Raw genomic sequence first — 23,051 nt, forward strand, 5'->3', positions numbered from 1 at the left:
CCCGCTGATCCGCCTGCGCGAAGGGCAGGACATTCGCCTGCACGTCACCAACAACCTCGACGAGGACAGCTCGATCCACTGGCATGGCCTTTTGCTGCCGTTCCAGTTCGACGGGGTTCCCGGCGTCAGTTTTCCGGGCATCAAACCGGGCGAAACCTTCACCTACGAATTCCCGGTGAGGCAGAACGGCACCTATTGGTGGCACTCGCATTCGGGCCTTCAGGAACAGGCCGGACATTACGGCCCGATCATCGTGGAGAGCAACGAGCCCGACCCGCGCTATGACCGCGACTATGTCATCCTGCTGAGCGAGTTCACGCCGATTCATCCGCATCAAGTCATGCGTAAACTGAAGGTCGGCGAGCACTATTTCAATCGCCAAATGCAGTCGGTGGCCGATGGCGACATGCCGGGCGATATGCGCCGCATGTGGAGCCAGATGCGCATGAACCCGCGCGATATTTCCGACGTAACTGGCTCGACCTACACCTATCTCATCAACGGCTATGGTCCTGCCGACGACCTGCAGCTGGAATTCCGTCCCGGCGAGCGTGTGCGCCTGCGCGTTATCAACGGCAGCGCGATGAGCTTCTTCAATTTCCGTATTCCCGGCGTACCGATGACGGTCATCCAAGCCGATGGGCAGGATGTGGACGAGGTTGAGGTCGACGAGTTCCAGATCGGCGTCGCCGAAACCTACGACGTGATCGTCGCGCCGACGGATGGCAGCCACGCGATCGTGGCCGAGGCGATGGATCGCAGCGGAATGGGTGTTGCGAGCCTCACCAGCCACAAAGGACATATTGCCACGCCGCCCGCCCTTCGCGAGCCGGTGACCCTTTCGATGACCGACATGGGCATGATGGATCACTCCGCGCATGCCGCGATGGGTCACGATATGGGCGAGATGGACGGCATGGACCACGACATGCGCGACACTTCGAAACTGCCCGCCGACGTGAAGGTCGGACCCGGCATCGACATGGTCGCGCCCAGCCCTGTCGACCGGATGGACTTCCCCGGCCTCGGTCTCGACAAGGTACCGCACCGAGTGCTGCGCTACACCGATCTCAGGGCCAAGCGCATGAACCCTCACCGCGAGGTCGAGCGCGAGATGGAAATCCATCTCACCGGCAATATGGAACGCTATATGTGGAGCTTCGACGGGAAGAAGTTCACCAGCGTGACCGACGACCCGATCCGCTTCGCCTTCGACGAGCGCGTCCGGGTGAAGCTGGTCAACCAGACCATGATGGCGCATCCGATCCACCTCCACGGACACTTCTTCGAAATGGTCAACGGCGCGGACCGTATGCATCAACCGGTGAAGCACACGATGGTGGTACAGCCGGGCGGCACCGCGACCTTCGATGTGACCGCGAACGAGCCGGGCGACTGGGCCTTTCACTGTCACCTACTCTACCACATGCACGCCGGCATGATGCAGGTCGTGACCGTCCGCCCGTTCCCGGACGGCTCGCTGTCCTGATGCGCGCGCTTCTGCTTTCAGGCGCGGCGCTCGTCGCCGCCCCCACTGCCGCGCAGGACCACTCGGCGCATGGCGCGCACCAGACCTATGAGCCCGATACGCAGCCGAAGGACGAGGTAGACCACTGCGCCATGGGACATCTGCCGCCCGACCAATGCCCGCCCAAAGACAAGGATGCAGAGCACGGCGGGATGGACCATTCGCAGATGGATCACTCGCAAATGGATCATGGCTCGCAAGGCTCTACGGAGAACTCGCGCGCCACCGTATCAAATGTCTGCGCGGTGAGAAACTCCTCGCGAATCTTACGCTTGCGTTTCTCCAGTGCTGGATCGCCGCCGGATGCGACAGCCTGGCGCGCTTCGTAGGTCGCGTCTCGCGCTTGCTTGAGGCTGACTTCGGGATAGCTACCGATCGAGAGCTTCTTCTCGATCTTGCCGATCCGGTATCGGAATCGCCACAGCTTGCTGCCTGCAGGCGTGACCTCGACATAGAGGCCGCGCTGGTCAGCAACCTTATAAGGCTTATCTTTGGTCTTGAGGGCTCGAAGCCGAGTCTCGGTAAGAGGCATGTGCGGGCCTTTTCCCAATGTGGTTTTCGCAAAGGCCCGCAAAAGGCCCGCAAAAATGTCGGGAACCCCCGAGATTTCGCGGGACGTTCCGGAACGATCCAAGGGCCAAATCCCTAGGATTTCTGCGGGTTTTATAGATTATTTGGGAGAACGTGAGAAGAACAAATGGTGCCCAGAAGAGGACTCGAACCTCCACGGGGTTGCCCCCGCCGCCACCTGAAGACGGTGCGTCTACCAATTCCGCCATCTGGGCCCATTTCGGCTGGCGCGGGTCTGCGCCGCTGCCGGGTAGGCGCGCGCCAATAGCGGGTGGGGCGGCGGACTGTCAACGCGAATCCTTTGCGCCCTAGCAACCGACGGATGGGGCGAGAGGACCCTTGCCTGCGCCCGCGCCTTGACGCATGGCGGGGCGATCTTCGCCGCCCGATACATCGATCCGGAACACGCAACGACATGTCCCTCCCCTCCCCGCTCTCCAACCGGCTCGTCACGATCTTTGGCGGCAGCGGCTTTATCGGGCACTACGTCGCGCAGGCATTGCTCGCGCGCGGCGCGCGGGTGCGCATCGCCAGTCGCAATCCCGAAAAAGCCTGGGCGCTGAAGCCGCTGGCCAATCTGGGCCAGCTGCAATTCGCGCGCTGCGACATTACCCGCGAGGACAGTCTGAAGGCCGCGCTTCACGACGCCGACTATGTCGTGAACCTCGTCGGCGCCTTCGACGGCGATCTCGGCGAACTCATGGGCGAGGCGCCCGGAGAGATGGCACGCATCGCGCAAAACAGCGGCGCGCTCGGCTTCGTCCATGTCAGCGCAATCGGCGCCGATGCGAACTCGCCGACGGCCTATGCCAAGAGCAAGGCCGAGGGCGAGCGGCGCGTTCTTGACGCCTTCCCGCAGGCGAGCGTCCTGCGCCCCTCGATCGTCTTCGGCAAGGACGACGAATTTCTCAACATGTTCGGGCAGATGATTGAGACCTTCCCGGTTCTGCCGGTCTTCGGTCCCGAGGCGAAGTTGCAGCTGGTCTATGTCGACGACGTTGCCGAGGCGGTCGCCGTCGCGCTCGAAGATCCGGCGGGACATGGCGGCCACATCTACGAGTTGGGCGGACCCGAAGTGTTGACGATGATGGAGATCAACCGGCGGATCGCGAAATCGCAGGGGCGAGAGCGGCGCTTTCTGGCGATGCCCGACGGCGTAAGCGGGCTATTCGCCAGCCTGCCGGGAACGCCGATGAGCAAGGATCAGTGGACCTTGCTCAAGGCCAACAGTACCGTCTCGGGCGATCATCGCACCTTCGCCGATCTCGGTATCGAGCCGCGGCCCCTAGGCCTGTATCTCGACAGATGGATGACGCGCTATCGCCGGTTCGGGCGGTTCGGCCTTTCGAACGAGCGCAACAAGGAGCGCGAAGCGCGCGGTGTCGAAGCGCCCGGGGCCGGAGCGGGCGCCGAAAAACGCTGAGCGCCAAAAGGCCGCGAGGACAGCCTGGACCTCAAGCAGACCGGGCTCAGAGATTGTCGTCGTAAAGCCTGAGAAGGTCGACATAGGCCTGTTCGGCGGCCGGCGCGTTGTAGGCCGGGCTGTCGGGGACGGTCCAGCCATGATCGCCGGCATAGACCGACACTTTCGCCGGCACGTCCGCTTCCTGCGCCGCTTCCGAAAAGGTCCGCTTGGCCTCGGGGTCTTCCGCATCGTCGTCCTGCGCCACGGCGATCAGCAATGCGGCATCCACTTCGTCCAGCAGCCGATGCGGGCTGGTGGGCAGGTCGTCACGCACCAATCCGCCGCCGTGGAAGCTCGCCGCGGCATCGATCCGTCCCGGCACTCCGGCAGCGCTCCAGATCGCCAGCGGCCCGCCCATGCAATAGCCCTGCACGCCCACACCGCGCGCGGTGTCGACCGCGTCTTGCGCATCGAGCCATTCGACCGCAGCCGTGGCATCGCGGCCAATGGCGGCGGCGTCGTGCTTGCCGCGCCATGGGCCTACCTTGGTAAAGCCATCGGCTTCGATGAAAGACGCGAAATCGGCGAATTGCTCTCCCGCGACGTCGCGATAATAGGGGTTGAGCACCAGCACGGCATAGCCCTTCCCGGCAAGCCGGCGGGCCATATTGCGCTTGGATTCGCGCAGACCCGCTACGTCGGGCCAGAACAGGACGCCGGGATGCGCGCCGCTCGCCGGATAAGCGAAAAAGGCGTCCATCTCACCGTCGGGGGTCGCGAAACTGACGCCGCGTTCTTCGATCGCGAGCATGTCCTCCGCCCCGTCCTTAGAACTGGCGGCGCCTTCGTTACTGACGGTCGGCCCGCAGGCGGCGAGCGCGGCCACGCCCGAAACCGCGCCGACGCGCGCGGCGAAAGTGCGGCGGTCGAGCGCCTCGCTCGCCCAACGGCGCAGATGATCGCGGTCGCACATCTGTTCGTGTCTCCTTCCTGACTGCCCCGCCCCGCATGGTCGCGGGCGAGCGAATAATTTCAGGCATGGCTTAGGCGGCGCGCGGCTTATGGACAAGCATCGCCATGCGCGGCAACATGCGCACAAAGGACGAGAGCGCGCCGCAGCAGCGCGTTGGGAGAGGATGGATGGGAATGCGAACGAAGATTTGGGCCGTGCCCGCGGCGGCGTCGATGATGCTGGCACTGACGTCGTGCGAGGAGGTGCCGGCGTTCGGAGCCGAGGCGGATGGCGTCACCGCGGCAATGCTCGAGGCCGCCGGTAGCGACGAGGCCAACTGGATCATGCATGGCCGCACCTATTCCGAGCAGCGCTATTCCCCGCTTTCCCGGATCGATACCGGCAATGTCGGCGAGCTGGGCCTCGCCTGGTTCGCGGATATGGACACGGCGCGCGGGCAGGAGGCGACCCCGCTCGTCATCGACGGCAAGCTCTACCTGACGACCGCGTGGAGCAAGGTGAAGGCATTCGACGCGGCGAGTGGCGCACCGCTGTGGGAATACGACCCTCAGGTGCCCGGGGAAACCGGGGTCAAGGTGTGCTGCGATGTCGTCAATCGCGGCCTTGCGAGCTGGGGCAATTCGTTGTTCCTCGGCACGCTCGACGGACGGCTCGTCTCGCTCGACCGCGATACGGGCGAGGTCGAATGGGAAACTGTCACCGTAGACCAGTCGATGGCCTATTCGATAACCGGCGCCCCGCGCGTGATCGACGGCAAGGTGTTGATCGGCAATGGCGGGGCCGAATTCGGCGTGCGCGGCTATATCGCCGCCTATGACGCGGCGGACGGAAGCGAGCTGTGGCGTTTTTACACAGTGCCCGACGGGACCGAGGGTGAGGACGCGCCGGCACATCTCAAGGCCGCGGCCGACACTTGGAACCTGGAGGTTCTGCGCGGCTCGGACGCGATCGGCGGCGGGGGCACGGTGTGGGATTCGATGGCGTACGATCCCGAACTCGACCTGCTTTATTTCGGCGTCGGCAATGGATCCCCCTGGAACCGCGCCTATCGCTCGCCCGGTGCGGACGGTACCGGCGAAGGCGATAACCTTTATCTTTCCAGCATCGTCGCGGTGCGCCCCGATACGGGCGAATATGTCTGGCACTACCAGACCACACCGGGCGAAACGTGGGACTACACCGCTACGCAGCACATCATCCTCGCCGACATGGAGATCGACGGCGAAGAGCGTCAGGTGCTGATGCAGGCGCCCAAGAACGGTTTCTTCTACGTCCTCGACCGCGCGACTGGCGAATTCATCAGCGCCGAGGAATACATCCCGCAGAACTGGGCCGAGGGGATCGACGAGAACGGTCGCCCGATCTTCAATCCGCAAACGCGGATCGATGTGACAGGCGAGGCGGCGCTGGTGATGCCCGGACCGCTCGGCGGGCACAACTGGCATCCGATGGCCTATCATCCGGGCGAAGGGCTGGTTTATATCCCCGCTTTCGAAGCGGCAACGGTCTACGATCCCGAGGACGATTGGAAGCCGGACCGGGCGCGCGGCTTCAACGTCGGGTTCAATCTGGGCGCGGGCGACTTGCCGCCCGATCTCGGCATCCGACGCGAGGTCTATGGCACGGTGAAGGGGAAGCTGATGGCCTGGGACCCGGTGGCGCAGGAAGCCCGCTGGGAAGTCGAGTTTCCCGGCCCCTGGAACGGCGGCCTGCTCGCGACCGGCGGGGGCCTCGTCTTTCAGGGCAATTCGGGCAGCGAATTCGCCGCTTATGATGCTGCCGATGGAGAGAAGCTGTGGAGCTTCGCCGCGCAGACCGGTATCGTCGCGCCGCCGATCACCTACGCCGTGGATGGCGAGCAATATATTGCGGTTCTCGCCGGATGGGGCGGCGCCTATGCGATCTCCGCCGACGGTCATCTGGTCAACGATCAGGGCCCGGTTCGCAACGTGTCACGCCTGCTGGTCTTCAAGCTGGGCGCGGACGGCGAACTGCCCGCCGAGCGCGAGCTCGTCAGCCTCCCGCTCGATCCGCCGCCCAGCCGCTCGGATGCGCAGACGATCGCGCTCGGCAAGGTCAAATATGCGCGATATTGCGCGGTCTGCCACGCGCCCGCCGCGGTCGGCTCGACGGTGCTGCCCGATCTCAGGCGCTCGGGGACGCTCGGCAATGCGCGCAGCTGGATGGCCGTCGTCCATGACGGCATCCTGAAAGACAACGGCATGGCAAGCTTCTCGCAATCGCTATCGCGCGAGGAGATGGAAGCGATCCGCGCCTATGTCATCCAACGCGCGAACGAGGACAAGGCGCTAGAGACCGAGCAAATCGCCCGGCGTTAGCGTCACCTCGCGAATTGCTAGCCGCGGAAAATCACGGTCCGGCTGCCGTTGATCAGCACGCGATCGCTGGCGAACAGGCGGACGGCTTCGGCAAGCACGCGCCGTTCGATGTCGCGGCCCTTGCGCACGAGGTCGGACGGGCTGTCGGCGTGGGTGATGCGCTCGACGTCCTGGTGGATGATCGGACCCTCGTCGAGATCGGCGGTGACGAAATGGGCGGTCGCGCCGATGATCTTGACCCCACGATCATGCGCCTGGTGATAGGGGCGCGCGCCCTTGAAGCCGGGTAGGAAGCTGTGATGGATATTGATGCAGCGTCCGGCGAAATGGCGCGCTTGCTCGTCGGAGAAGATCTGCATGTAACGCGCGAGCACGATCAGTTCGGCCTGCGTCTCCTCCGCAATCTCGCGTAGCCGCGCCTCGGCTTCGGGCTTCGTGTGCGCGGTGACCGGCACGTGGTGGAAGGGGATATCGCCGATGTCGGTTCGGATCGCGGCTTCGCGCGCATGGTTCGAGACGATGGCGACAACCTCGATATTCAGCTCGCCGGTGCGCAGGCGATAGAGCAGGTCGACGAGACAATGATCGCCCTTGCTGACCATGATGATCATGCGGCGGGGCCGATCCTGCGCGGACAGGCGCCAGCGCATCGCGAATTCCTCGGCAAAGGGTGCGAACTCATCGCGCAATGCGGATGCATCCTGCGCGCTGGGCTCGAACACGATCCGCATGAAAAAGCGGTCCTCGCTGTCCGCGGTCGCGCTGTCGCTGGCCCGGCTGCCGTATTGCTGCGCATCGAGGATGTTGCAGCCGCGATCGAACAGGAAGCCGGTGACCCGCGCGGTGATGCCTGGGCGATCGGGACAGGCCAGCGTCAGGATCAGCGCCTCGCTCACCGCGTCCCCACGGTCAAGCTGGCGAAGATGGTGAAATAGTCCGCGCGCGCATCGTTCGGCGCCGGAACGCCCCACACCGCCGAATAAAGCATCGCCGCGCCGACCGGCGCAGGCGCCTTGACCATGCCGTTCGCATCGCTGCGAAAGCTTTCATAGTCGCCCGTCGCATCGAGCGGGGCGGCGAGCAGTTGCGCGCCCGCGAGAGGTTCGCCCCGCCACAGGATTTGCAGCTTCAACGGAGCGCCCGGGTCAAGCGCGAAGGGGTTCGTGAGCGGCACGATCTCCAGCGTCTGCCCGATGGGGCGGGTCGCATTGTCGGTATGAGCGTCGCCGACCTGCAACAGCGTCTTGGCGCGTCTGGCGTAGAGCTCCTTGCCGTTGCCGCGACCTTGCCCCAGCGCGGCGCGGTGCTGTGCAATCGCGCTCAGCCCTTCATGTTCGACATAGCGGTCGAAGCGCTCGGCCTCGAGGTCGGAAAAGCTCGGATTGCTGGCGAAGGCGAGGATATGCGTGCCCGGCTTCGCGACGGCGATAAGCGCGCTGCCCGGCTCCTCGCCCGCCGTCACCCGAATGCCGCGCTGCTGATCGCTCACGCCGTCGGGGCCGAACAGCCGCAACGCCGCGATTCGCTCCCAATAAAGGCCCCAGTCGTTCACGTCGCCGGCATCGCCAACCTTGAATTCGATTCTGACCTCTTCCCCCGCCTCGGGCGTGTGATCGACCGGTTGCAACCAGAAGGAGTGCGCCGCGGCAGCGCTCGGCAGGAGCAGAGCGAGAAGGACGAAGATGCGCAGGAAGGAGGTTGGGCGGATCATGCGGGATCGAACTCCGGTGGTCTGGGAAGAGAAAACGCGCGCTGCTGGTTACGATCCGTCCGTCGTCATTTCAATTGCCGGCATCGGCCGCATGCAGACTTCGCCTCAATCGTAGCGGACCCGGATCCGCCCCGCCGCCTCCTTCGCGAGCCGCCGTGCCTCATCGGTATCGCCGCCCCTCGCCAATGCCACCCCCATGCGGCGATAGGGGCGGGCGACGGGCTTTCCGAACAGGCGGATATCGACGTGCTCGTCCAGCGCCAGCGCATCGCCGAGGCCCTCATAGCCGAAGCTTTCCGTATCGCGATCGGCCAGAATGACGGCGGATGCGGCGGGACGTGCGGCGATCTCCGCCGGGATGGGCAGGCCGAGAACCGCGCGGGCGTGAAGGTCGAACTCGCTCAATTCCTGCGAGGCGAGCGTGACCATGCCGGTATCATGCGGGCGCGGGGAGAGCTCGGAAAAGATCACCTCTTCGCCGTCCTCGCCAGAACGCACGAAGAATTCGACGCCGAACAGTCCATGGCCTCGGCCCCCGCCCTTCAGCGCCGTGACGATGCGGGTCGCCATGTCCTGCGCGCTTCGCAGCGCCTGATCGGACATTGTCTGTGGCTGCCAGCTCTCCTGATAATCGCCGCGCTCCTGCCGGTGCCCGATCGGCGGGCAAAAGCTGATGCCGTCCCTATGCCGCACGGCGAGCAGCGTGATTTCGTAGTCAAAGGCGATGAACTCCTCGACGATCACGCGCCGCCGGTCGCCGCGCATATTCGCGCAGGCATGGTCCCATGCCTCCGCAAGCTGCGCCTCGTTTTCGACCTTGCTCTGACCTTTGCCCGAGGACGACATGACCGGCTTGACGATGCAGGGATAGCCGGTCTGCGTGGCGCCTTCGCGCACCTCGTCGAGATCCGAAGCATAGGCATAGCGCGAGGTGGCAAGACCGAGCTCGTGCGCCGCGAGATCGCGGATCGTGTCGCGGTTCATGGTCGCCTGCGCCGCTTTGGCCGAGGGGATGACGGCAAAGCCTTCGGCTTCGAGCTGCGCCAGCGCCTCAGTCCGGATCGCCTCGATCTCGGGCACGATGACATCGGGCCGGTGCCTCCGGGCTACGTCGATCAGTGCATCGCCGTCCAGCATGGAGAAGACCTCGCGCCCGTCGGCGACCTGCATGGCGGGCGCATTGTCATAGGCGTCGCAGGCGACGACTTTCGCGCCCAGGCGTTTGGCGGAGATGGCGAATTCGCGTCCGAGCTCTCCCGAGCCCAGCAGCAGGATGGTGGCGGTGAACGGCATCGTCAGCGCCTAGCCGACCGCCCCGGCGAGGCCAAGCCGGCGGGCAAGCTGGCAGCCACATGCCGCGGTCTTACGAGTAGCGCTGGATCGCGCGCTGGACGGCCGCCTCCATCTCGCGTTCGACGAACGCGCCATTCGCAAAGCCGGGCCGCAGCTGCGACTTGGCGACCTGCATCCCCCCGCCCGCGCGCGCCATGACGAGGCCAAGCTCGCCCTGCCGCAAAGTCCAGTCCGCGCTCACGTCGAGCGTCGCGAGCCCGGCGCTCGCGGTCAGTTCGCTGGTGCGCGAGGCGCCGCCCATGGCCAGACCGGCGAAGGTGGTCAGTGTCGTTTGCGCCCAGGCCCGTGCGGTCGATATGGACATTCCCGGCAGGATCACGCCGAAGCGTTCGTCATCGACCTGAGCCAGCACCTGCGAGGCGTCGGTCATCGTTTCGAGGAAGCGCGCAAAGCCCCAGCGGATCTCGTCGGCCGTCGTCTGGCCGTATTGCATGAAGATCGCGCGCATATTGTCGATCGCGAACAGGGCAAGGCTCGCTTGCTGCCCAGCGGCAATCGCGCGGGTCAGGTGGCCGCAGAAAGCCGCGCGCGTGGCAAGCCCGGTATGCGGATCGAGCGCCGCCGCGCTCTCCGACTCCTCGTGGCCCTGATATTTCCCCTGAACCGATCGCAGGGTGCCCATCGCCCCTTGCAGCGCATTGCCATCGTCGGGTTCGACCGGCAGCAGCGACAGCGCGTACCAGTGGCGCGCCAGTTCGGCGCCTTCGCCCGTATCCCGCGCGCTGAGCTCACCCTGATTCAGTGCGCGTCTCAGCACGGGAAACTCCATCGCATCCGCCACCGGTTCGTCCGCCAGAACGCCGGCGACATAGTCGACGATCGCATCGTGAAACGCCGGATCGGCGAAGTCCGCGATATGCGGCATTAGCAATAGAGAAGAGAGGTCGATCCCCAGCACGTCCGCGTTCTGCGATGCGTGGACCACGAATCCCGCGTGATCGAGCCGGACGAGGATGTCCCCGTCCGTCATCCAGCTTTCATTCGGCGATGCGGCCCCGGCACGCGGCGCGCGCGCGGCTGCATTCTCGAAATGCATGTTCATACGAATTGCCCCCGGCAGTTTGACAACCGAGCCCGCCTCGCCGCTTATCGCGTCAAGCAATACGTAAACTAACCTAAAGAGTAGATTCGGAGAGACAACCCCTTCTCTCCTGAGTGCGACCTCTAACAGCGTTAGTTATGTTATATTACCTACGCTAAAAAACGAATCAGCGGGCTATTTCGTTTACCATACTCGGCGAATATTTCGATTTTTAAAAAGCCTCGGCGAGATAGGGGCCGCCTTAAACTTCGATCATGATACGAATGTTGTCGGGGCTGGTTCCGAGCTCAGCAGCAATACGTAACCGACACTCTTCGATCAGACCGGAACCCGCCTGGCCCGGAACCGGATCGGCAAGCTCTTCCTCGGCCACGCCCAGCACCTCGGCGATTGCGGCGAGGCGTTCGGGTAGCGGGCGCGCCTTGCCTTTTTCCCAAGCCCAGACGGTCGGCTTGCTGACGTCGAGCGCGCTGGCGACCTGCGCCAGGGTCAGCCCGCGCTCGCGGCGCAGGCGGTTCAATTTGAGGCCGAGCGGATCGCCGGCGTCGCGTCCGGCGTAGGGCGTGCGGGCGCGTTCACCCGCCGGCTCGCTTCCCTGCGGCTGCGAGGCGATAAGCGGCGTCTCGCCGCGCAGCTGCGCCGCGGCAAGCGCCGCTTCGCCCAGCGCCTGTTCGAACGCGCAACCATAAAGCCGCCCGCTCGCCCAGACGATTTCCGCCCCCACCGGCCCCAGATCGGGCATGGCGATCGCCAACGCGTCGCCTTCCTTCAACTCGAGGTCGGTTTCGATCAGCAGGCCCGCCGCCGACAGGTTGTGAACCGTCACATTGGCCTCCTCCCCCTCGGGCAGGGTGCCGCTGGTCTCGAGCCGCAAGGCGCGGCGGGGATGGCGCCTTTGCTCGCCATCGGCTTTCATTTCTTCGAGATGGGCTTTCAGCGCCATGAGGTGACTCCCGTATGTGCGAGGTCACGTTCCGCCGACGAAGGTTAAGATCGAGTTAGCACGCGTCTGCCAACGCGGTGAACCGCGCGCTTACGATGTGCGAGGCGAGTAGGAAAGCGCGCTCAGTCTTCCGCGTCGAGGCCATAGGCGGTGTGCAGCACGCGCACGGCAAGCTCGGTTTCGTCCTCGTCGATCATAACGCTGATCTTGATTTCGGAGGTCGAGATCGCCTGAATGTTGATCCCGCGATCGGACAGCGAGCGAAACATCGTGGAGGCGACGCCCGCATGGCTTTTCATGCCGACGCCGACGACGCTGATCTTGGCGATCTGGCTGTCGGTGATGATGCGGTTGAAGCCGATCTCGCCGCGCCGATCCTCGAGCAGCGCCTGCGCCCGCGCAAGGTCGGCCTGCGGCACGGTGAAGGTGACGTCGGTCTCGCCCTTGTCGCGGCCAACATTCTGGATGATCATGTCGACATTGATCGACGCATCCGCGAGCGGGGCGAAGATGTCGGCGACCGCGCCGGGCTTATCGGGCACGCGGGTGAGGATGATCTTCGCCTCGTTCTTGTCGTGCGCGATCCCGGTGACATGCTGGCGTTCCATTTCGCCCCCTTTTACAAGTTCGTCCATTTCCTGGTCTGACACGATCAGCGTGCCAGGCAGGTCATCGGCGGCGACAGCGTCTTCGCCCACGAAGCTCGAGAGCACTTGGAGCCGCACCCCCGCCTTCATCGCAAGGCCGACGCTGCGAGTCTGCAGCACCTTGGCCCCGACGGATGCGAGTTCGAGCATCTCTTCGTAGGTCACCGCTTTCAGCTTGCGCGCCTTGGCGACGATGCGCGGGTCGGTGGTGTAGACGCCGTCGACATCGGTGTAGATGTCGCAGCGCGTCGCATCGATTGCCGCCGCCACCGCCACCGCCGACGTGTCCGATCCTCCGCGGCCGAGCGTCGTCACCCGGCCTTCCTCCGACAGGCCCTGGAAGCCCGGCACCACCGCGATCTCGCCCGCCTCGAGCCGCGCGATCATCGCGTCGGCGGTGATGGCGGCGATGCGCGCCTTGCCATGTGCCGACTCGGTTGCGACCGGCACCTGCCAGCCGAGCCAGCTGCGCGCCTTGCACCCGAGCGACTGCAGGGTCAGCGCGAGGAGCCCGCTCGTGACTTGCTCGCCGCTGGCGACCACCACGTCGTATTCGGCCGGGTCGTAAAGCGCGTTCGCCTCGCGGCAGAAGTTGACCAGCCGATCGGTCTCGCCGGCCATCGCGCTCACCACCACGGCGACCTCGGAATCCTTCGCCGCCTGCGCGCGCACGATGCCTGCGACACGGCGGATGCGCTCGGTCCCGGCCATGGAGGTGCCGCCGAACTTCATCACGATCCGCTGTTTCGCGCGCGTCACGGCCTCGCTAACTCCCGCTGGTGGGCCCATGCTCCGGCTGCTAACGGGGCGGCATGGCGAAAGCAAATGTCGATCCGATCCGCCCCTCCAATGGGACCGGTACCACTATCCGCCCGAAAGAGGCCGCGTTCTTCGCGGGACTGGCGAAGGATTGGTGGAACCCCAAGGGCAAGATGGCGAGCCTGCATCAGGCGAACCCGGTGCGCCTCGCCTTCATTCGCGAGGCGGTGAACGCGCATTGGAGCCTCGACGAGGCCGCCCTCAGACCGCTGGAAGGGCGCAGCGCGCTCGACATCGGCTGCGGCGCAGGGCTGGTCTGCGAACCGCTGGCCCGGCTGGGCGCGGATGTCACCGGCGTCGATGCCTCGGCCGAGAACGTCGCGGCGGCGGCGGCGCATGCGGAGGGGAGCGGGCTCGACATCCGCTATATGGCGGGCGAGGTCGGCGCGCTCGATATCGGGCGCTTCGATCTCGTCGTCAGCCTGGAAGTGGTCGAGCATGTTGCCGACAAGCGCGCCTTCCTCGCCGATGTTGCCGCGCGGCTGGCGTCCCCTAAGGACGATCAGGGCGGCCTGCTCATCCTCTCGACCCCCAACCGCACCGCCGCCAGCCGTCTGCTGCTGGTCGGCGCGGCCGAAGCGGTCGGCTATGTCCCCCGGGGAACCCATCGCTGGAGCGACTTCGTCACCCCCGAAGAGCTCGAGGCCATGTTGGCCGAGGTCGGGCTCGAGGTCACTCACCGCCGCGGCATCGCCTGGCGTCCGGGCAAGGGGCTGTACCTGTCGGACGACGAAAGCCTCAACTACATCCTCAGCGCCCGCCACCGCGACTAACGCTGCTCCAGCAAGCTGACGAGCTCGTCGACATTGTCGGTGAAGAAGCCGTCCGCGCCGCTCGCGATCGCGGCCTGCCACACACGCCGCCATTGCCCGTCCGCCGCAGGTCCGCCCTCGCTCTGCAGCGGCGCGGGGAGAAAGCCGTTCTCCTTGCGCAGCGTCCAGGGATGCACTTGAAGCCCCGCGGCATGCGCATCGGCGACGAGCGAGGTGGGCTGCACCGTCTCCTGATCGATCACATGACCGAGCCACGGCCCGATCCCGTCTGCATATTGCGCGACCTCGGCAAGGCCGCTCGGCGTCATCACGTCCGCCCAGCGCATCTCCGGTTCGTCGTAAGGCCCGCCTTGCGAACTGATCAGCAGCACGAGCGGCGTATCCACCCGGGCATCGAGCCGCTGCAGCGGCCCGACCTCGAAGACCTGCACGAACACCATGTCGTCGGCATCGTCGAGATCGTGCTTGCGCAGCTCGGCGACCATCAGGTCGACCATGTCGATCCCCTCCTGCTCGAGCATGAGCGTTGGGTGCTTCAGTTCGGGATAGAGGCCGATCCGGCGCCCGGTCTCGGCCTCCTTCGCGCGCACCAGCTGGACGATCTCGGCGAAGGTCGGCACCTGGTAGAGCCCGTTATAGGCCGCGCTTGCCGGGCGCACATTGCCGACCCGTTCGCGCGCGCGCAGGGTGCGCAGTTCGGCCAGCGTGAAGTCTTCGGTGAACCAGCCGGCGACCTGCCGCCCTTCGACCGTCTTGGTGCGGTTGCGATCCTCGAACTCCTCGCGGCTCGCGACGTCGGTGGTGCCCGACAGCTCGTTCTCGTGGCGCGCGACGAGTGCCAGATCCTTGGTCACGACGAGGTCGGGCTCGATGTAGTCTGCGCCCTGATCGATCGCGAGCTCGTAGGCGGCGAGCGTATGCTCGGGCCGTTCGTCGCTCGCCCCGCGATGCGCGATGACGAGCGGGCGAGCAGGCGGGCCTGCGCCATCCGCCGCCAAGGCCGCATCGGGAAGCGCCGGGGTCAGGAACAGCACGGCGAGGCTCACCGTCAGACGCGTCAGCACAGTTGGTTCTCCCATTCGCTTTCGCTGAAGCCGACCAGCACCCGGCGGCTGTCTTCGCGGGTCAGCACCGGGCGTTTGATCAGACTTGTATGTTGCAGCATGAGGTCAATCGCGCGCTCGCGGGTGAGATCGGCGCGAGCCGCCTCGTCCAGCTTGCGATAGGTGGTCCCCCGGTTGTTGAGCAAAACCTGCCAGCCGACCTCGTCGGCCCAGCGCTCCAATGCCTCGCGCGTCGCTCCTTCCTTCTTGTAGTCGTGAAAGGCGTAGTCGAGGTCGTTCGCATCGAGCCATTTGCGCGCCTTCCGGACACTGTCGCAATTGGGGATACCGAAGAGGTGGATCATGCGCGAAGTCCTACAGGGTGGAACATGTGGAACACGGTCCAGGGGAAGAAAAGCGATTGCGTCACTCTAGCGCGCGAAAGCGTCACTCTAGGCTCTGGTGTGTTACCTTTTCGACTAAAAGTGTCACTGTCCGCGCAGCGAAGTGTCAATTTGCGAGCGCCAAAGTGTGAACTTTCACCTGGTCTACCTGTCACTTTCATTCAGCTTAGCCCTCTTCCAGCCTGCCCTTCATGGCGCCGATGCTTCTGCCATACGGACGGCGTGTAGGACATCGTTTGCGTTGAATATCAGCGCGTCAGATGCGCGTCCGCTATGGCGACCGCCAGCGCATCGGCCGCATCGGCGCCCGCGACTTCGGCGCCGGGCAGCAGCACCCGCAGCATCGCCTGCACCTGTTTCTTGTCCGCGCCGCCGGTGCCCACCACCGCTTTCTTCACCAGCCGCGCGGCATGCTCGTTCACGTTCAGGCCCGCCGCGCCGCAAGCAGCCAGCACCGCGCCGCGCGCCTGTGCGAGCTTGAGCGTCGATTTCGGGTTCTCGTTGGCGAAGACTTCCTCGCAGGCCGTGCGCATCGGCGCATGCTCGGCAATGACCTCGCCGATGCCGGCGTGCAGCGCCGCGAGCCGCGCGGCCATCGGGGTGCTCGATTTCGTCGCGATCTGCCCGTTGGCGACGTGAGAAAGACGCGAACCATCCGCGCGGATCACGCCCCAGCCGGTGCAGGTGAGCGAAGGGTCGAGGCCGAGGATGAGGGTCACACCAGGGAAATACCGCTCGTCCTGAGCTTGTCGGACTCGGAGAGGGCGCGAAGCGCCAACGACCGCATTTCTTCTTGCGCAGCGCCGAAGTGGAAGGACGACCCTTCGACAAGCTCAGGGCGAGCGGGTCTGGAAAGCCAATTCATAAACCCACCAGCCAGCCCAGCCGCCACGCGATCGCCAGCGCGAAGGCGGCTAGCAACAAAGTCAGATAGACCCATTCGAAGCGCGGGAAACCGGGCGGGGTCAAGCGTCCAGCGTCTCCATCACCTCATCCGAAATCTCGTAATTGCCCCACACGGTCTGCACGTCGTCGTCGTCGTCGAGCGCGTCGATCAGTTTCAGCAGCGTGCCGGCATTCTTCTCGTCCATGTCGACGGTCAGGTTTGGCTTCCAGGCGAGCTTCACTTCCTTGGCTTCGCCCAGCTTTTTCTCGAGCGCGCCGGCGACGTCGTGCAGATCGTCTGGCGCGGTCCAGATCTCGTGCCCGTCCTTGGAGGATTGGATGTCTTCGGCCCCCGCTTCGAGCGCGGCCTCGAGCACCTTGTCCTCGCCGCCGACCTCGGCGTCATATTCGATATAACCGACCCGTTCGAAGCCATGCGCGACCGATCCTTCGGTGCCCAGATTGCCGCCGTTCTTGCTGAAAGCGGTGCGCACGGCGGTGGCGGTGCGGTTGCGGTTGTCGGTCAGCGCCTCGACGATGATCGCGCTGCCGCCCGGGCCATAGCCTTCGTAGCGCACCTCCTCGTAATTCTCGCCATCCGCCGCGCTCGCCTTGTCGATCGCGCGCTGGATATTGTCCTTTGGCATGGACTGGGCCTTGGCCGTGTTGACCGCCAGCCTCAGGCGCGGATTCATGTCGGGATCGGGCGTGCCCATCTTCGCCGCAACGGTGATCTCGCGGGAGAGTTTGGAAAACAGGTTGGAGCGTTTCTTGTCCTGCGCACCCTTGCGGTGCATGATGTTCTTGAATTTGGAATGGCCTGCCATGGGACCTCGTCATTGAATCGGGGATGTGCGACGGGCGTTTAGCCCCTCATTCATACCTTCGTGCCTTAAACCCTTGGACGATATGCCGACAAGCCCCGACGACGCCACCGCCGCCCGCCCGATCGCGCCCAATGCAGATGCGCCCGATACAAATGCGCCCGATACCGGCGCGCTCACCGATCCTTCGCCGGGCGGCGAGGCTGCCGGCGGCATGATCGCCGAATGGCGCCGGCTTTGGGCGTTCATCAAGCGGCCGAGCCTCGCGGTGCGCCACGAGGGCGGCGTGCCGCTAACCGCTTTGGCGCGGCTCTATGCGCTCGACGTGGCGATCATGCTGGTGCTGATTCTGGCGGCGACGATCGCGGTGGCGCTCGGCGTCTATCTGCCTGCGACCGCGCTTGCCGGCATCGAGTTCACGCCGACCATCGTGTTTCTCGTGGTGGTCGCCGCGCCCCTCTTCGAAGAGATCGTCTTTCGCGGCTGGCTGTCGGGCAGGCCCGGCGTGTTGCTGGCGCTGCTTGCGCTTGCGCTTGGGCTTGGCGGAGCGGCATTCGCGCATATGATGAACCCGCTGCTGGGCGTTGGCCTCGCCCTGGCGGGCCTGGTGGGCGCCGTCGCCGCGCTCGTGCGCTTTCGCGATGCCGAACCCCTCGCCTGGTTCGAGCGGCTGTTCCCCGCCTTCTTCTGGCTTTCGACCGTCGCCTTCGCGCTGGTTCACATCGCCAATTTCGAGGAGGGCACGCTGGCAATCCTGCTGCCGCTGGTCCTGCCGCAATTCATTCTCGGCATGATCCTCGCCTATGTCCGCGTGCGCTTCGCCCTGTGGGCCGCGATACTCCTCCACGCCGTCCACAACGCCACCGCCCTGACCTTCGCCGCGCTCGCCATGCTAGCGGAGAGCTAGACCCTGACCGCGGTGCCGCTGGCGCTGACCATCAGCATCGAGCCGGTGTCGCCGATCACCTCGTAATCGAGATCGACGCCGACCACCGCGTTGCCGCCGCGGCTGGCCGCTTCGGCCTGCAATTCCTCGATCGCCTGGGTGCGCGCCTTCGAAAGGATGCGCTCGTAACTGCCCGAGCGACCGCCGACGATGTCGCGAATATTGGCGAACAGGTCGCGGAAGAGGTTCGCGCCGACGATGACTTCGCCCACGACGATGCCGTAATATTCCTGGATCGGCTGCCCCTCCACCGTCGGGGTGGTGGTGACGATGATCCCGCGCGCGTCTTTCCATTCCCTAGCCATTTACGATGATACCTCCGTTGGGATGCAACACTTGTCCCGACATATAGGAACTGTCCTTGCAGGCAAGGAACAGGAAAGCGGGCGCGACCTCGTTGGGCTGGCCCGGGCGGCCCATCGGGGTGCTCTCGCCGAAATCGTCCATTTCTTGCGGAGGCTGCCCGCCGAACGGGTTGAGCGGGGTCCAGATCGGCCCGGGGGCGACCGCGTTGACCCGGATGCCGTCCTCCACCAGGTTCTCGCTCAGCGAACGGGTAAAGGCGGTGATCGCGCCTTTCGTCGCGCTGTAATCGAGCAGGATCGGCGCGCCCTTGTACATCGTCACACTGGTGCAATTGACGATCGCCGCGCCTTTCTTCAGGTGCGGACGCGCGGCCTGAACCATGTAGAACATGGAGAAGATGTTGGACTGGAACGTGCGCTGAAGCTGTTCGGCGGTGATGTCGCCGATCTCGTAATCGGGATGCTGTTCGCCCGCATTGTTGACCAGCACGTCGAGCCGGCCGAACGAGTCGATGGTTTGCTCGACCAGTTCCTCGCAAGCCTGCTTCTGGCCGAGATCGCAAGCGTGGGTCAAGGCGCGCGCGCCTTCGGCCTCGCACAGTTCCTTCGTTTTCGCCGCGTCGTCGTCTTCGCTGAGATAGGCGATCGCGACATTGGCACCCTCGCGTGCAAACAGCACCGCGGTTGCGCGGCCGATGCCGCTGTCCGCGCCGGTAATAATCGCGACCTTTCCCTTCAGCCGACCCGAGCCGGGGTAGCGCGGCTCCCAATCGGGCTTGTTCTCCATTTCGCTTTCGTGCCCCGGCATCCGGGGTTCTTCGTCGATGGAGGCGATAAAGTCGGCGTTCTGATGCTTCTCGAGCTTGTCGGACATGGTTCGGGCTCCCTTGCTGGCGTCTGATATTACAAGACAGCCGGGCGCGGGGTGGTTCCGAACTTAACCCATGCCGAGCGCGGCCTTGTAGGTTTCGAGAATGGTTTCCTGCTCGCTGCGATCGTCGGGCTTCATCTTCCTGAGGCGCACGACCTGGCGCATGATCTTGGTGTCGTAGCCGACCGCCTTTGCCTCCGCATAAACGTCGCGGATGTCGTCGGCGATGCCCTTCTTTTCCTCTTCGAGGCGTTCGATGCGCTCGATCAGAAGGCGCAGGCGGTCGTCGGTGGCGTCGGCCATTTTTCTGTTGCTCCGGGTTTCGCGATTCGCGTGGAAAGGCGCGTGACTAGGCCGCAGGCTGCGCCGCGCAAAGGCCGCTATCCACAAGACCTGTCATTGTCGCTGGATAAATCGTCTAACGCAGATCGGGCTTGTTCATCGACAGGCTCTTCTCCATCGCCTCGATCTGGCCGGGCGTTGCGGGACGCTGTTTCGTCGCCTTCCATTCCTCTGCCGGCATGCCGTGGATGAGTTCGCGTGCCGACGCCTTGTCGCCGTCATAGCCCGCATCGCGGATCCAGTCGGCGAGGCAATTGCGGCAGAAGCCCGCGAGACCCATCAGCTCGATATTCTGGGCATCGTGGCGGTGGCGAAGATGGCGCACCAGGCGGCGAAACGCGGTGGCGGCGACGGCATCGTCGAGCGTATCGAGCGGGTCGTTCACATCGGACATTGGAGCTTTCCTTTACGTTGCAGGCTTGAGTTGGAGGGCGCCTGTGCCATAGCCGGGCCTTCGACGACGGGCGGCTCATCCAACGGACTATACGGATTTCGCATGGCAAATCGCGACAATTCACGGATCGACCCGCGCGGGCGCAAGGTCAAGATCCTTGCCACGATCGGGCCGGCCAGCCGCTCGCCCGAGATGCTGCGCCGCCTGTTCCGCGCAGGCGCCGACGCGTTTCGGATCAATATGAGCCATGGTGCCCACGCCGATCATGCCAAGGCCATCGCCGCGATCCGCAATCTGGAGAAGGAATTCGCACGGCCGATCGCGATCCTCGCCGATCTTCAGGGGCCAAAACTGCGCGTCGGCGAATTTGCCGGCGGCAGCGCGGTCATCCGACATGGCGGGCATTTCACGCTCGACCGCGATCCCTCGCCCGGCGACGACAGCCGCGTCTGCCTGCCCCATCCCGAACTGTTCGGCATCCTTGAGCGCGGACAGCGGCTGCTGATCAATGACGGCAAGATCCGCCTGGAAGTGCGCGAGGCGGACGATTCTCAGATCCGCTGTTCGGCCGAAGTCGGCGGCGTGATCTCGGACCGCAAAGGCGTCAACGTCCCCGATGCCGAAGTGCCGATCCCGGCATTGACCGACAAGGATCGCCGCGATCTGGGCTTCGCAGTCGAACAAGGCGCGGACTGGATTGCGCTGTCCTTCGTGCAACGGGCCGAAGACCTCGCCGAAGCGCGCAAGCTCATCGCCGGCCATGCGCGCGGCGGCGCCTCCTTCAACGGCGGGCCATCGCTCTGCGCCAAGATCGAAAAGCCCAAGGCAGTCGAACGGCTCGATGCGATCATCGAACTCAGCGATGGTATCATGGTCGCGCGCGGCGATCTCGGCGTCGAGCTCGAGCCGCAGGAAGTGCCGCCGCTGCAAAAGCGGATCATCGATGCGAGCCGCGAGGCGGGCAAGCCGGTGATCGTCGCGACCCAGATGCTCGAGAGCATGATCGAGAGCCCGATCCCCACCCGCGCCGAGGTCTCCGACGTCGCCAATGCGGTCTATGACGGAACCGATGCCGTCATGCTCTCGGCCGAGAGCGCGGCGGGCGAATGGCCCGAGGAATCGGTCGCGATGATGGACAGGATCGTCGCCCAGGTCGAACGCGACGAGGGCTACAAGAAGCGCGTCCGCCTGCTTGCGACGGTGCCCGATGCGACGACCTCGGACGCGCTTGCCCACAGCTGCATGACCATCGCCGAAACCGTGCCGATCAGCGCGATCACGGTCTTCACCGCCAGCGGATCGACCGCGCGGCGGGTCGCGCGCGAGCGCCCGGCAACCCCCATGCTGGTGCTGACCCCCAGCCTGCGCACCGCCCGGCGCGTTGCGCTGCTATGGGGCGCGCATGCCGTGGCGACGCGGGATATCGGCAGCTTCGAAGAGATGATCGGCAAGGGCAAGCGCATGGCCCTGCGCCATGGTTTCGGCCAGGCGGGCAGCAAGCAGGTGGTGCTCGCCGGCGTCCCCTTCGGCACGCCGGGCGCGACCAATCTGCTGCACGTCGTAACGCTGAGCGGCGACGAGCTGGAGAAGCATGAGGGCCGATAGCGGATGAGGGTGCTCGTGCTTACGCTGATACTCGCCAGTTTGGCTGTCATAATGAGCAGGGCGTGGAGGGCGGATCAAAGAGACGTAGAGAGCTTTGTAGGCGTCGAGAAAGGCATGACCCTCACCGAGGCAAAGGGTTCGCTGACATCTGCGGGCTGGCGCTATGCCCGATATCGAGGCCGATCATTCTCGAGCTTAAGCGATCGAGCTTTTTGCGGCGACGGGCAGCCCCACGTGTTCCTCCACATGACGCGGCAGGAGGATTTGCTCCTCTACGCCAACGAGAATTGCAGTGTAAGTCGGATTTTACGGCGTAAGCGGAGCCTCGCGCTGGACCACATAAGGTAAGGTTCACGCCGTCGGGACTAGAATACAGCGAGTAGCGCGCATTACGTCGCAGCTATTTGGATCGAAGGACATTTGACGTAAGCTCGCCTAACTGAACAAGATTTCGAACGAATGCCCGACGCAGCGGAAATGGAGGCGCAGGCCATGTCGCCCTATCGAAAGGAATTAGTCCTTTCCGGCGCTCGTGCGCCGATCGACAAGCGCGCGCTCGTTCTTTCAGTTCTCTTGACCGCTGGCCTGTTCGTCTTTCTTCTCGGCATTTCGATTGCGAAAGATGCGGTGCGGGATGAGAGCAGAGCGCTGGTTCTGTTTTCCGCGCATTCGATTGTCGCATCTCCGCGGGATAGACCCGCGCCGCAACCTGCCGATGCCGCACCTGTGATCGCCGATACACCCGAGCTGTCGGCTCCGGCGGCGCGCCGTTCCGCGGTCCTGCCGGCGCCCGATCTCACCATCGTGCCAACCCCGGCGATCCGGCTCAGCCCGCTGACCGTGCCGCAAATCGAAACGCTCGGCGTCACCCCATTCCCGCTCGATGGACGGGACGGCGAAGGCGATCGTCAGACCGGCGCGGTGGGGGAGGCGGGCGCAGGCGGCACTTTAGGAGGCGGCTCGGGTCCAGGTGGCCCCGGCACGGGCGCCGGGCGCAAGCTGCGAACGGATCTGACAGCGCAATGGGCGCCGCAAATGGATCTCGACGTATTGCACCGTTTCTACCCGGACCAGGCCAAGCTCATGAATGCATCGGGGCGCGCCATTCTCATGTGCATGGTGCTGCGCAACGAACGCGTTCGCGATTGTTCGATCGTGGCGGAGCAACCGCGCGGGTTGGATTTCGGCAGGGCCGCGCTACGGGCTGCGCCCACCTTTCGGCTCCGTGTGTTCGATCAGCGGGGTCGCCGGGTCCATAACGAATGGGTGCTCGTCAATATCGCTGCGTCTCCCCGCGAACGGCGCGACACGCAAAACGAGGGCTGAGCC

Annotated in this window: 24 protein-coding genes and 1 tRNA gene; 7 read left to right on the top strand and 18 right to left on the bottom strand. The window is 65.0% G+C overall.

What is annotated here, in order from left to right:
* Window positions 1-1,489 (top strand): copper resistance system multicopper oxidase (locus V2I30_RS09585; protein WP_330661934.1); only part of this gene is annotated, 1,489 nt, incomplete at its 5' end.
* A gap of 17 nt (window positions 1,490-1,506) precedes the next feature.
* On the opposite strand, the gene V2I30_RS09590 is transcribed toward V2I30_RS09585, so the two are convergent.
* The 3 genes from V2I30_RS09590 to V2I30_RS09600 form a co-directional block, all read right to left on the bottom strand.
* Window positions 1,507-1,719, bottom strand: coding sequence for a hypothetical protein (locus V2I30_RS09590; protein ID WP_330661935.1), 213 nt, complete (start codon window positions 1,717-1,719; stop codon window positions 1,507-1,509).
* Complete coding sequence (locus V2I30_RS09595) at window positions 1,716-2,162, bottom strand: Arm DNA-binding domain-containing protein (protein WP_330661936.1); 447 nt, start codon at window positions 2,160-2,162, stop codon at window positions 1,716-1,718. Before V2I30_RS09595 ends, V2I30_RS09590 begins: the two co-directional genes overlap by 4 nt.
* Before the next feature lie 64 nt (window positions 2,163-2,226).
* Window positions 2,227-2,313, bottom strand: a tRNA-Leu gene (locus V2I30_RS09600).
* Between the two features lie 200 nt (window positions 2,314-2,513).
* Between V2I30_RS09600 and V2I30_RS09605 the strand changes: the two genes are divergently transcribed.
* The gene (locus V2I30_RS09605) at window positions 2,514-3,521 is read left to right on the top strand and encodes a complex I NDUFA9 subunit family protein (RefSeq protein ID WP_330661937.1); all 1,008 of its coding nucleotides are present in this window, start codon (window positions 2,514-2,516) and stop codon (window positions 3,519-3,521) included.
* Window positions 3,522-3,567: 46 nt separating this feature from the next.
* On the opposite strand, the gene V2I30_RS09610 is transcribed toward V2I30_RS09605, so the two are convergent.
* Window positions 3,568-4,476: a dienelactone hydrolase family protein gene (locus V2I30_RS09610; protein WP_330661938.1), complete on the bottom strand. Its 909-nt coding sequence runs from the start codon at window positions 4,474-4,476 to the stop codon at window positions 3,568-3,570.
* Window positions 4,477-4,688: 212 nt separating this feature from the next.
* On the opposite strand from V2I30_RS09610, the gene V2I30_RS09615 reads away from it, so the two are divergent.
* Complete coding sequence (locus tag V2I30_RS09615) at window positions 4,689-6,815, top strand: PQQ-dependent dehydrogenase, methanol/ethanol family (protein WP_442896928.1); 2,127 nt, start codon at window positions 4,689-4,691, stop codon at window positions 6,813-6,815.
* A 17-nt stretch (window positions 6,816-6,832) separates the two neighbouring features.
* Here V2I30_RS09615 and purU read toward each other — a convergent pair whose 3' ends face one another.
* The 6 genes from purU to V2I30_RS09645 form a co-directional block, all read right to left on the bottom strand.
* Entirely contained in the window at window positions 6,833-7,711 is an 879-nt protein-coding gene (purU, locus tag V2I30_RS09620) for a formyltetrahydrofolate deformylase (protein WP_330661940.1), read from the bottom strand.
* Window positions 7,708-8,526 (bottom strand): DUF4198 domain-containing protein, encoded by an 819-nt coding sequence (locus tag V2I30_RS09625; RefSeq protein WP_330661941.1) that lies wholly within the window; start codon window positions 8,524-8,526, stop codon window positions 7,708-7,710. The genes purU and V2I30_RS09625 overlap by 4 nt, the downstream gene beginning before the upstream one ends.
* A gap of 105 nt (window positions 8,527-8,631) precedes the next feature.
* Window positions 8,632-9,819 (bottom strand): formate-dependent phosphoribosylglycinamide formyltransferase, encoded by a 1,188-nt coding sequence (gene purT, locus V2I30_RS09630; RefSeq protein ID WP_330661942.1) that lies wholly within the window; start codon window positions 9,817-9,819, stop codon window positions 8,632-8,634.
* 70 nt (window positions 9,820-9,889) lie between these two features.
* Window positions 9,890-10,921 (bottom strand): GGDEF domain-containing protein, encoded by a 1,032-nt coding sequence (locus tag V2I30_RS09635; protein WP_330661943.1) that lies wholly within the window; start codon window positions 10,919-10,921, stop codon window positions 9,890-9,892.
* Window positions 10,922-11,162: 241 nt separating this feature from the next.
* Entirely contained in the window at window positions 11,163-11,864 is a 702-nt protein-coding gene (locus tag V2I30_RS09640; protein WP_330661944.1) for a helix-turn-helix domain-containing protein, read from the bottom strand.
* 122 nt (window positions 11,865-11,986) lie between these two features.
* The gene (locus V2I30_RS09645) at window positions 11,987-13,243 is read right to left on the bottom strand and encodes an aspartate kinase (RefSeq protein ID WP_330662350.1); all 1,257 of its coding nucleotides are present in this window, start codon (window positions 13,241-13,243) and stop codon (window positions 11,987-11,989) included.
* An 80-nt stretch (window positions 13,244-13,323) separates the two neighbouring features.
* Here V2I30_RS09645 and ubiG point away from each other — a divergent pair, with 80 nt between their 5' ends.
* Complete coding sequence (ubiG, locus tag V2I30_RS09650) at window positions 13,324-14,103, top strand: bifunctional 2-polyprenyl-6-hydroxyphenol methylase/3-demethylubiquinol 3-O-methyltransferase UbiG (RefSeq protein WP_330661945.1); 780 nt, start codon at window positions 13,324-13,326, stop codon at window positions 14,101-14,103.
* On the opposite strand, the gene V2I30_RS09655 is transcribed toward ubiG, so the two are convergent.
* The 4 genes from V2I30_RS09655 to V2I30_RS09670 all read right to left on the bottom strand — a co-directional run bounded on the left by V2I30_RS09655 (window position 14,100) and on the right by V2I30_RS09670 (window position 17,262).
* Window positions 14,100-15,182 carry a glycerophosphodiester phosphodiesterase gene (locus V2I30_RS09655; protein WP_330661946.1) on the bottom strand — a complete coding sequence of 361 codons (1,083 nt, stop codon included), beginning with the start codon at window positions 15,180-15,182 and terminating at the stop codon, window positions 14,100-14,102. The two genes, ubiG and V2I30_RS09655, sit on opposite strands and share 4 nt — an antisense overlap.
* The gene (locus tag V2I30_RS09660) at window positions 15,161-15,511 is read right to left on the bottom strand and encodes an ArsC family reductase (protein WP_330661947.1); all 351 of its coding nucleotides are present in this window, start codon (window positions 15,509-15,511) and stop codon (window positions 15,161-15,163) included. Before V2I30_RS09660 ends, V2I30_RS09655 begins: the two co-directional genes overlap by 22 nt.
* 287 nt (window positions 15,512-15,798) lie before the next feature.
* The gene (gene ruvC, locus V2I30_RS09665) at window positions 15,799-16,269 is read right to left on the bottom strand and encodes a crossover junction endodeoxyribonuclease RuvC (RefSeq protein WP_330661948.1); all 471 of its coding nucleotides are present in this window, start codon (window positions 16,267-16,269) and stop codon (window positions 15,799-15,801) included.
* Between the two features lie 246 nt (window positions 16,270-16,515).
* On the bottom strand, window positions 16,516-17,262 hold the full coding sequence (locus V2I30_RS09670) for a YebC/PmpR family DNA-binding transcriptional regulator (protein WP_330661949.1): 747 nt from the start codon (window positions 17,260-17,262) through the stop codon (window positions 16,516-16,518).
* Window positions 17,263-17,344: 82 nt separating this feature from the next.
* Between V2I30_RS09670 and V2I30_RS09675 the strand changes: the two genes are divergently transcribed.
* A complete protein-coding gene (locus tag V2I30_RS09675) occupies window positions 17,345-18,166 on the top strand; it encodes a CPBP family intramembrane glutamic endopeptidase (RefSeq protein ID WP_330661951.1) in 822 nt (273 codons plus the stop codon).
* Here the strand turns inward: V2I30_RS09675 and V2I30_RS09680 are convergent.
* The 4 genes from V2I30_RS09680 to V2I30_RS09695 all read right to left on the bottom strand — a co-directional run bounded on the left by V2I30_RS09680 (window position 18,163) and on the right by V2I30_RS09695 (window position 20,117).
* Window positions 18,163-18,510, bottom strand: a complete 348-nt coding sequence (locus tag V2I30_RS09680) for a heavy metal-binding domain-containing protein (protein ID WP_330661952.1) — start codon at window positions 18,508-18,510, stop codon at window positions 18,163-18,165. The genes V2I30_RS09675 and V2I30_RS09680 overlap by 4 nt on opposite strands.
* Window positions 18,503-19,384: an SDR family oxidoreductase gene (locus tag V2I30_RS09685; protein WP_442896922.1), complete on the bottom strand. Its 882-nt coding sequence runs from the start codon at window positions 19,382-19,384 to the stop codon at window positions 18,503-18,505. Before V2I30_RS09685 ends, V2I30_RS09680 begins: the two co-directional genes overlap by 8 nt.
* Window positions 19,385-19,447: 63 nt before the next feature.
* Window positions 19,448-19,684 carry a DUF2312 domain-containing protein gene (locus V2I30_RS09690; RefSeq protein ID WP_330661954.1) on the bottom strand — a complete coding sequence of 79 codons (237 nt, stop codon included), beginning with the start codon at window positions 19,682-19,684 and terminating at the stop codon, window positions 19,448-19,450.
* Between the two features lie 115 nt (window positions 19,685-19,799).
* Window positions 19,800-20,117, bottom strand: a complete 318-nt coding sequence (locus V2I30_RS09695; protein WP_330661955.1) for a DUF1244 domain-containing protein — start codon at window positions 20,115-20,117, stop codon at window positions 19,800-19,802.
* Between the two features lie 102 nt (window positions 20,118-20,219).
* Between V2I30_RS09695 and pyk the strand changes: the two genes are divergently transcribed.
* Entirely contained in the window at window positions 20,220-21,722 is a 1,503-nt protein-coding gene (gene pyk / locus V2I30_RS09700) for a pyruvate kinase (RefSeq protein WP_330661956.1), read from the top strand.
* A gap of 459 nt (window positions 21,723-22,181) precedes the next feature.
* Entirely contained in the window at window positions 22,182-23,048 is an 867-nt protein-coding gene (locus V2I30_RS09705) for an energy transducer TonB (protein ID WP_330661957.1), read from the top strand.
* The last annotated feature ends 3 nt before the right edge of the window (window positions 23,049-23,051 follow it).

The organism is Erythrobacter sp. (genome assembly GCF_036351135.1).
Taxonomy (GTDB): Bacteria; Pseudomonadota; Alphaproteobacteria; order Sphingomonadales; family Sphingomonadaceae; genus Erythrobacter.

Coding starts and splice junctions, on each gene's coding strand:
- V2I30_RS09590 (WP_330661935.1), bottom strand. CDS start 1,719: ATGATCCATTTGCGAGTGATCCATCTGCGAATGGTCCATCCCGCCGTG.
- V2I30_RS09605 (WP_330661937.1), top strand. CDS start 2,514: ATGTCCCTCCCCTCCCCGCTCTCCAACCGGCTCGTCACGATCTTTGGC.
- V2I30_RS09610 (WP_330661938.1), bottom strand. CDS start 4,476: ATGTGCGACCGCGATCATCTGCGCCGTTGGGCGAGCGAGGCGCTCGAC.
- V2I30_RS09615 (WP_442896928.1), top strand. CDS start 4,689: ATGATGCTGGCACTGACGTCGTGCGAGGAGGTGCCGGCGTTCGGAGCC.
- V2I30_RS09625 (WP_330661941.1), bottom strand. CDS start 8,526: ATGATCCGCCCAACCTCCTTCCTGCGCATCTTCGTCCTTCTCGCTCTG.
- purT (WP_330661942.1), bottom strand. CDS start 9,819: ATGCCGTTCACCGCCACCATCCTGCTGCTGGGCTCGGGAGAGCTCGGA.
- V2I30_RS09635 (WP_330661943.1), bottom strand. CDS start 10,921: ATGAACATGCATTTCGAGAATGCAGCCGCGCGCGCGCCGCGTGCCGGG.
- V2I30_RS09640 (WP_330661944.1), bottom strand. CDS start 11,864: ATGGCGCTGAAAGCCCATCTCGAAGAAATGAAAGCCGATGGCGAGCAA.
- V2I30_RS09645 (WP_330662350.1), bottom strand. CDS start 13,243: ATGAAGTTCGGCGGCACCTCCATGGCCGGGACCGAGCGCATCCGCCGT.
- ubiG (WP_330661945.1), top strand. CDS start 13,324: ATGGCGAAAGCAAATGTCGATCCGATCCGCCCCTCCAATGGGACCGGT.
- V2I30_RS09655 (WP_330661946.1), bottom strand. CDS start 15,182: ATGGGAGAACCAACTGTGCTGACGCGTCTGACGGTGAGCCTCGCCGTG.
- V2I30_RS09660 (WP_330661947.1), bottom strand. CDS start 15,511: ATGATCCACCTCTTCGGTATCCCCAATTGCGACAGTGTCCGGAAGGCG.
- V2I30_RS09670 (WP_330661949.1), bottom strand. CDS start 17,262: ATGGCAGGCCATTCCAAATTCAAGAACATCATGCACCGCAAGGGTGCG.
- V2I30_RS09675 (WP_330661951.1), top strand. CDS start 17,345: ATGCCGACAAGCCCCGACGACGCCACCGCCGCCCGCCCGATCGCGCCC.
- V2I30_RS09680 (WP_330661952.1), bottom strand. CDS start 18,510: ATGGCTAGGGAATGGAAAGACGCGCGCGGGATCATCGTCACCACCACC.
- V2I30_RS09685 (WP_442896922.1), bottom strand. CDS start 19,384: ATGTCCGACAAGCTCGAGAAGCATCAGAACGCCGACTTTATCGCCTCC.
- V2I30_RS09690 (WP_330661954.1), bottom strand. CDS start 19,684: ATGGCCGACGCCACCGACGACCGCCTGCGCCTTCTGATCGAGCGCATC.
- V2I30_RS09695 (WP_330661955.1), bottom strand. CDS start 20,117: ATGTCCGATGTGAACGACCCGCTCGATACGCTCGACGATGCCGTCGCC.
- pyk (WP_330661956.1), top strand. CDS start 20,220: ATGGCAAATCGCGACAATTCACGGATCGACCCGCGCGGGCGCAAGGTC.
- V2I30_RS09705 (WP_330661957.1), top strand. CDS start 22,182: ATGCCCGACGCAGCGGAAATGGAGGCGCAGGCCATGTCGCCCTATCGA.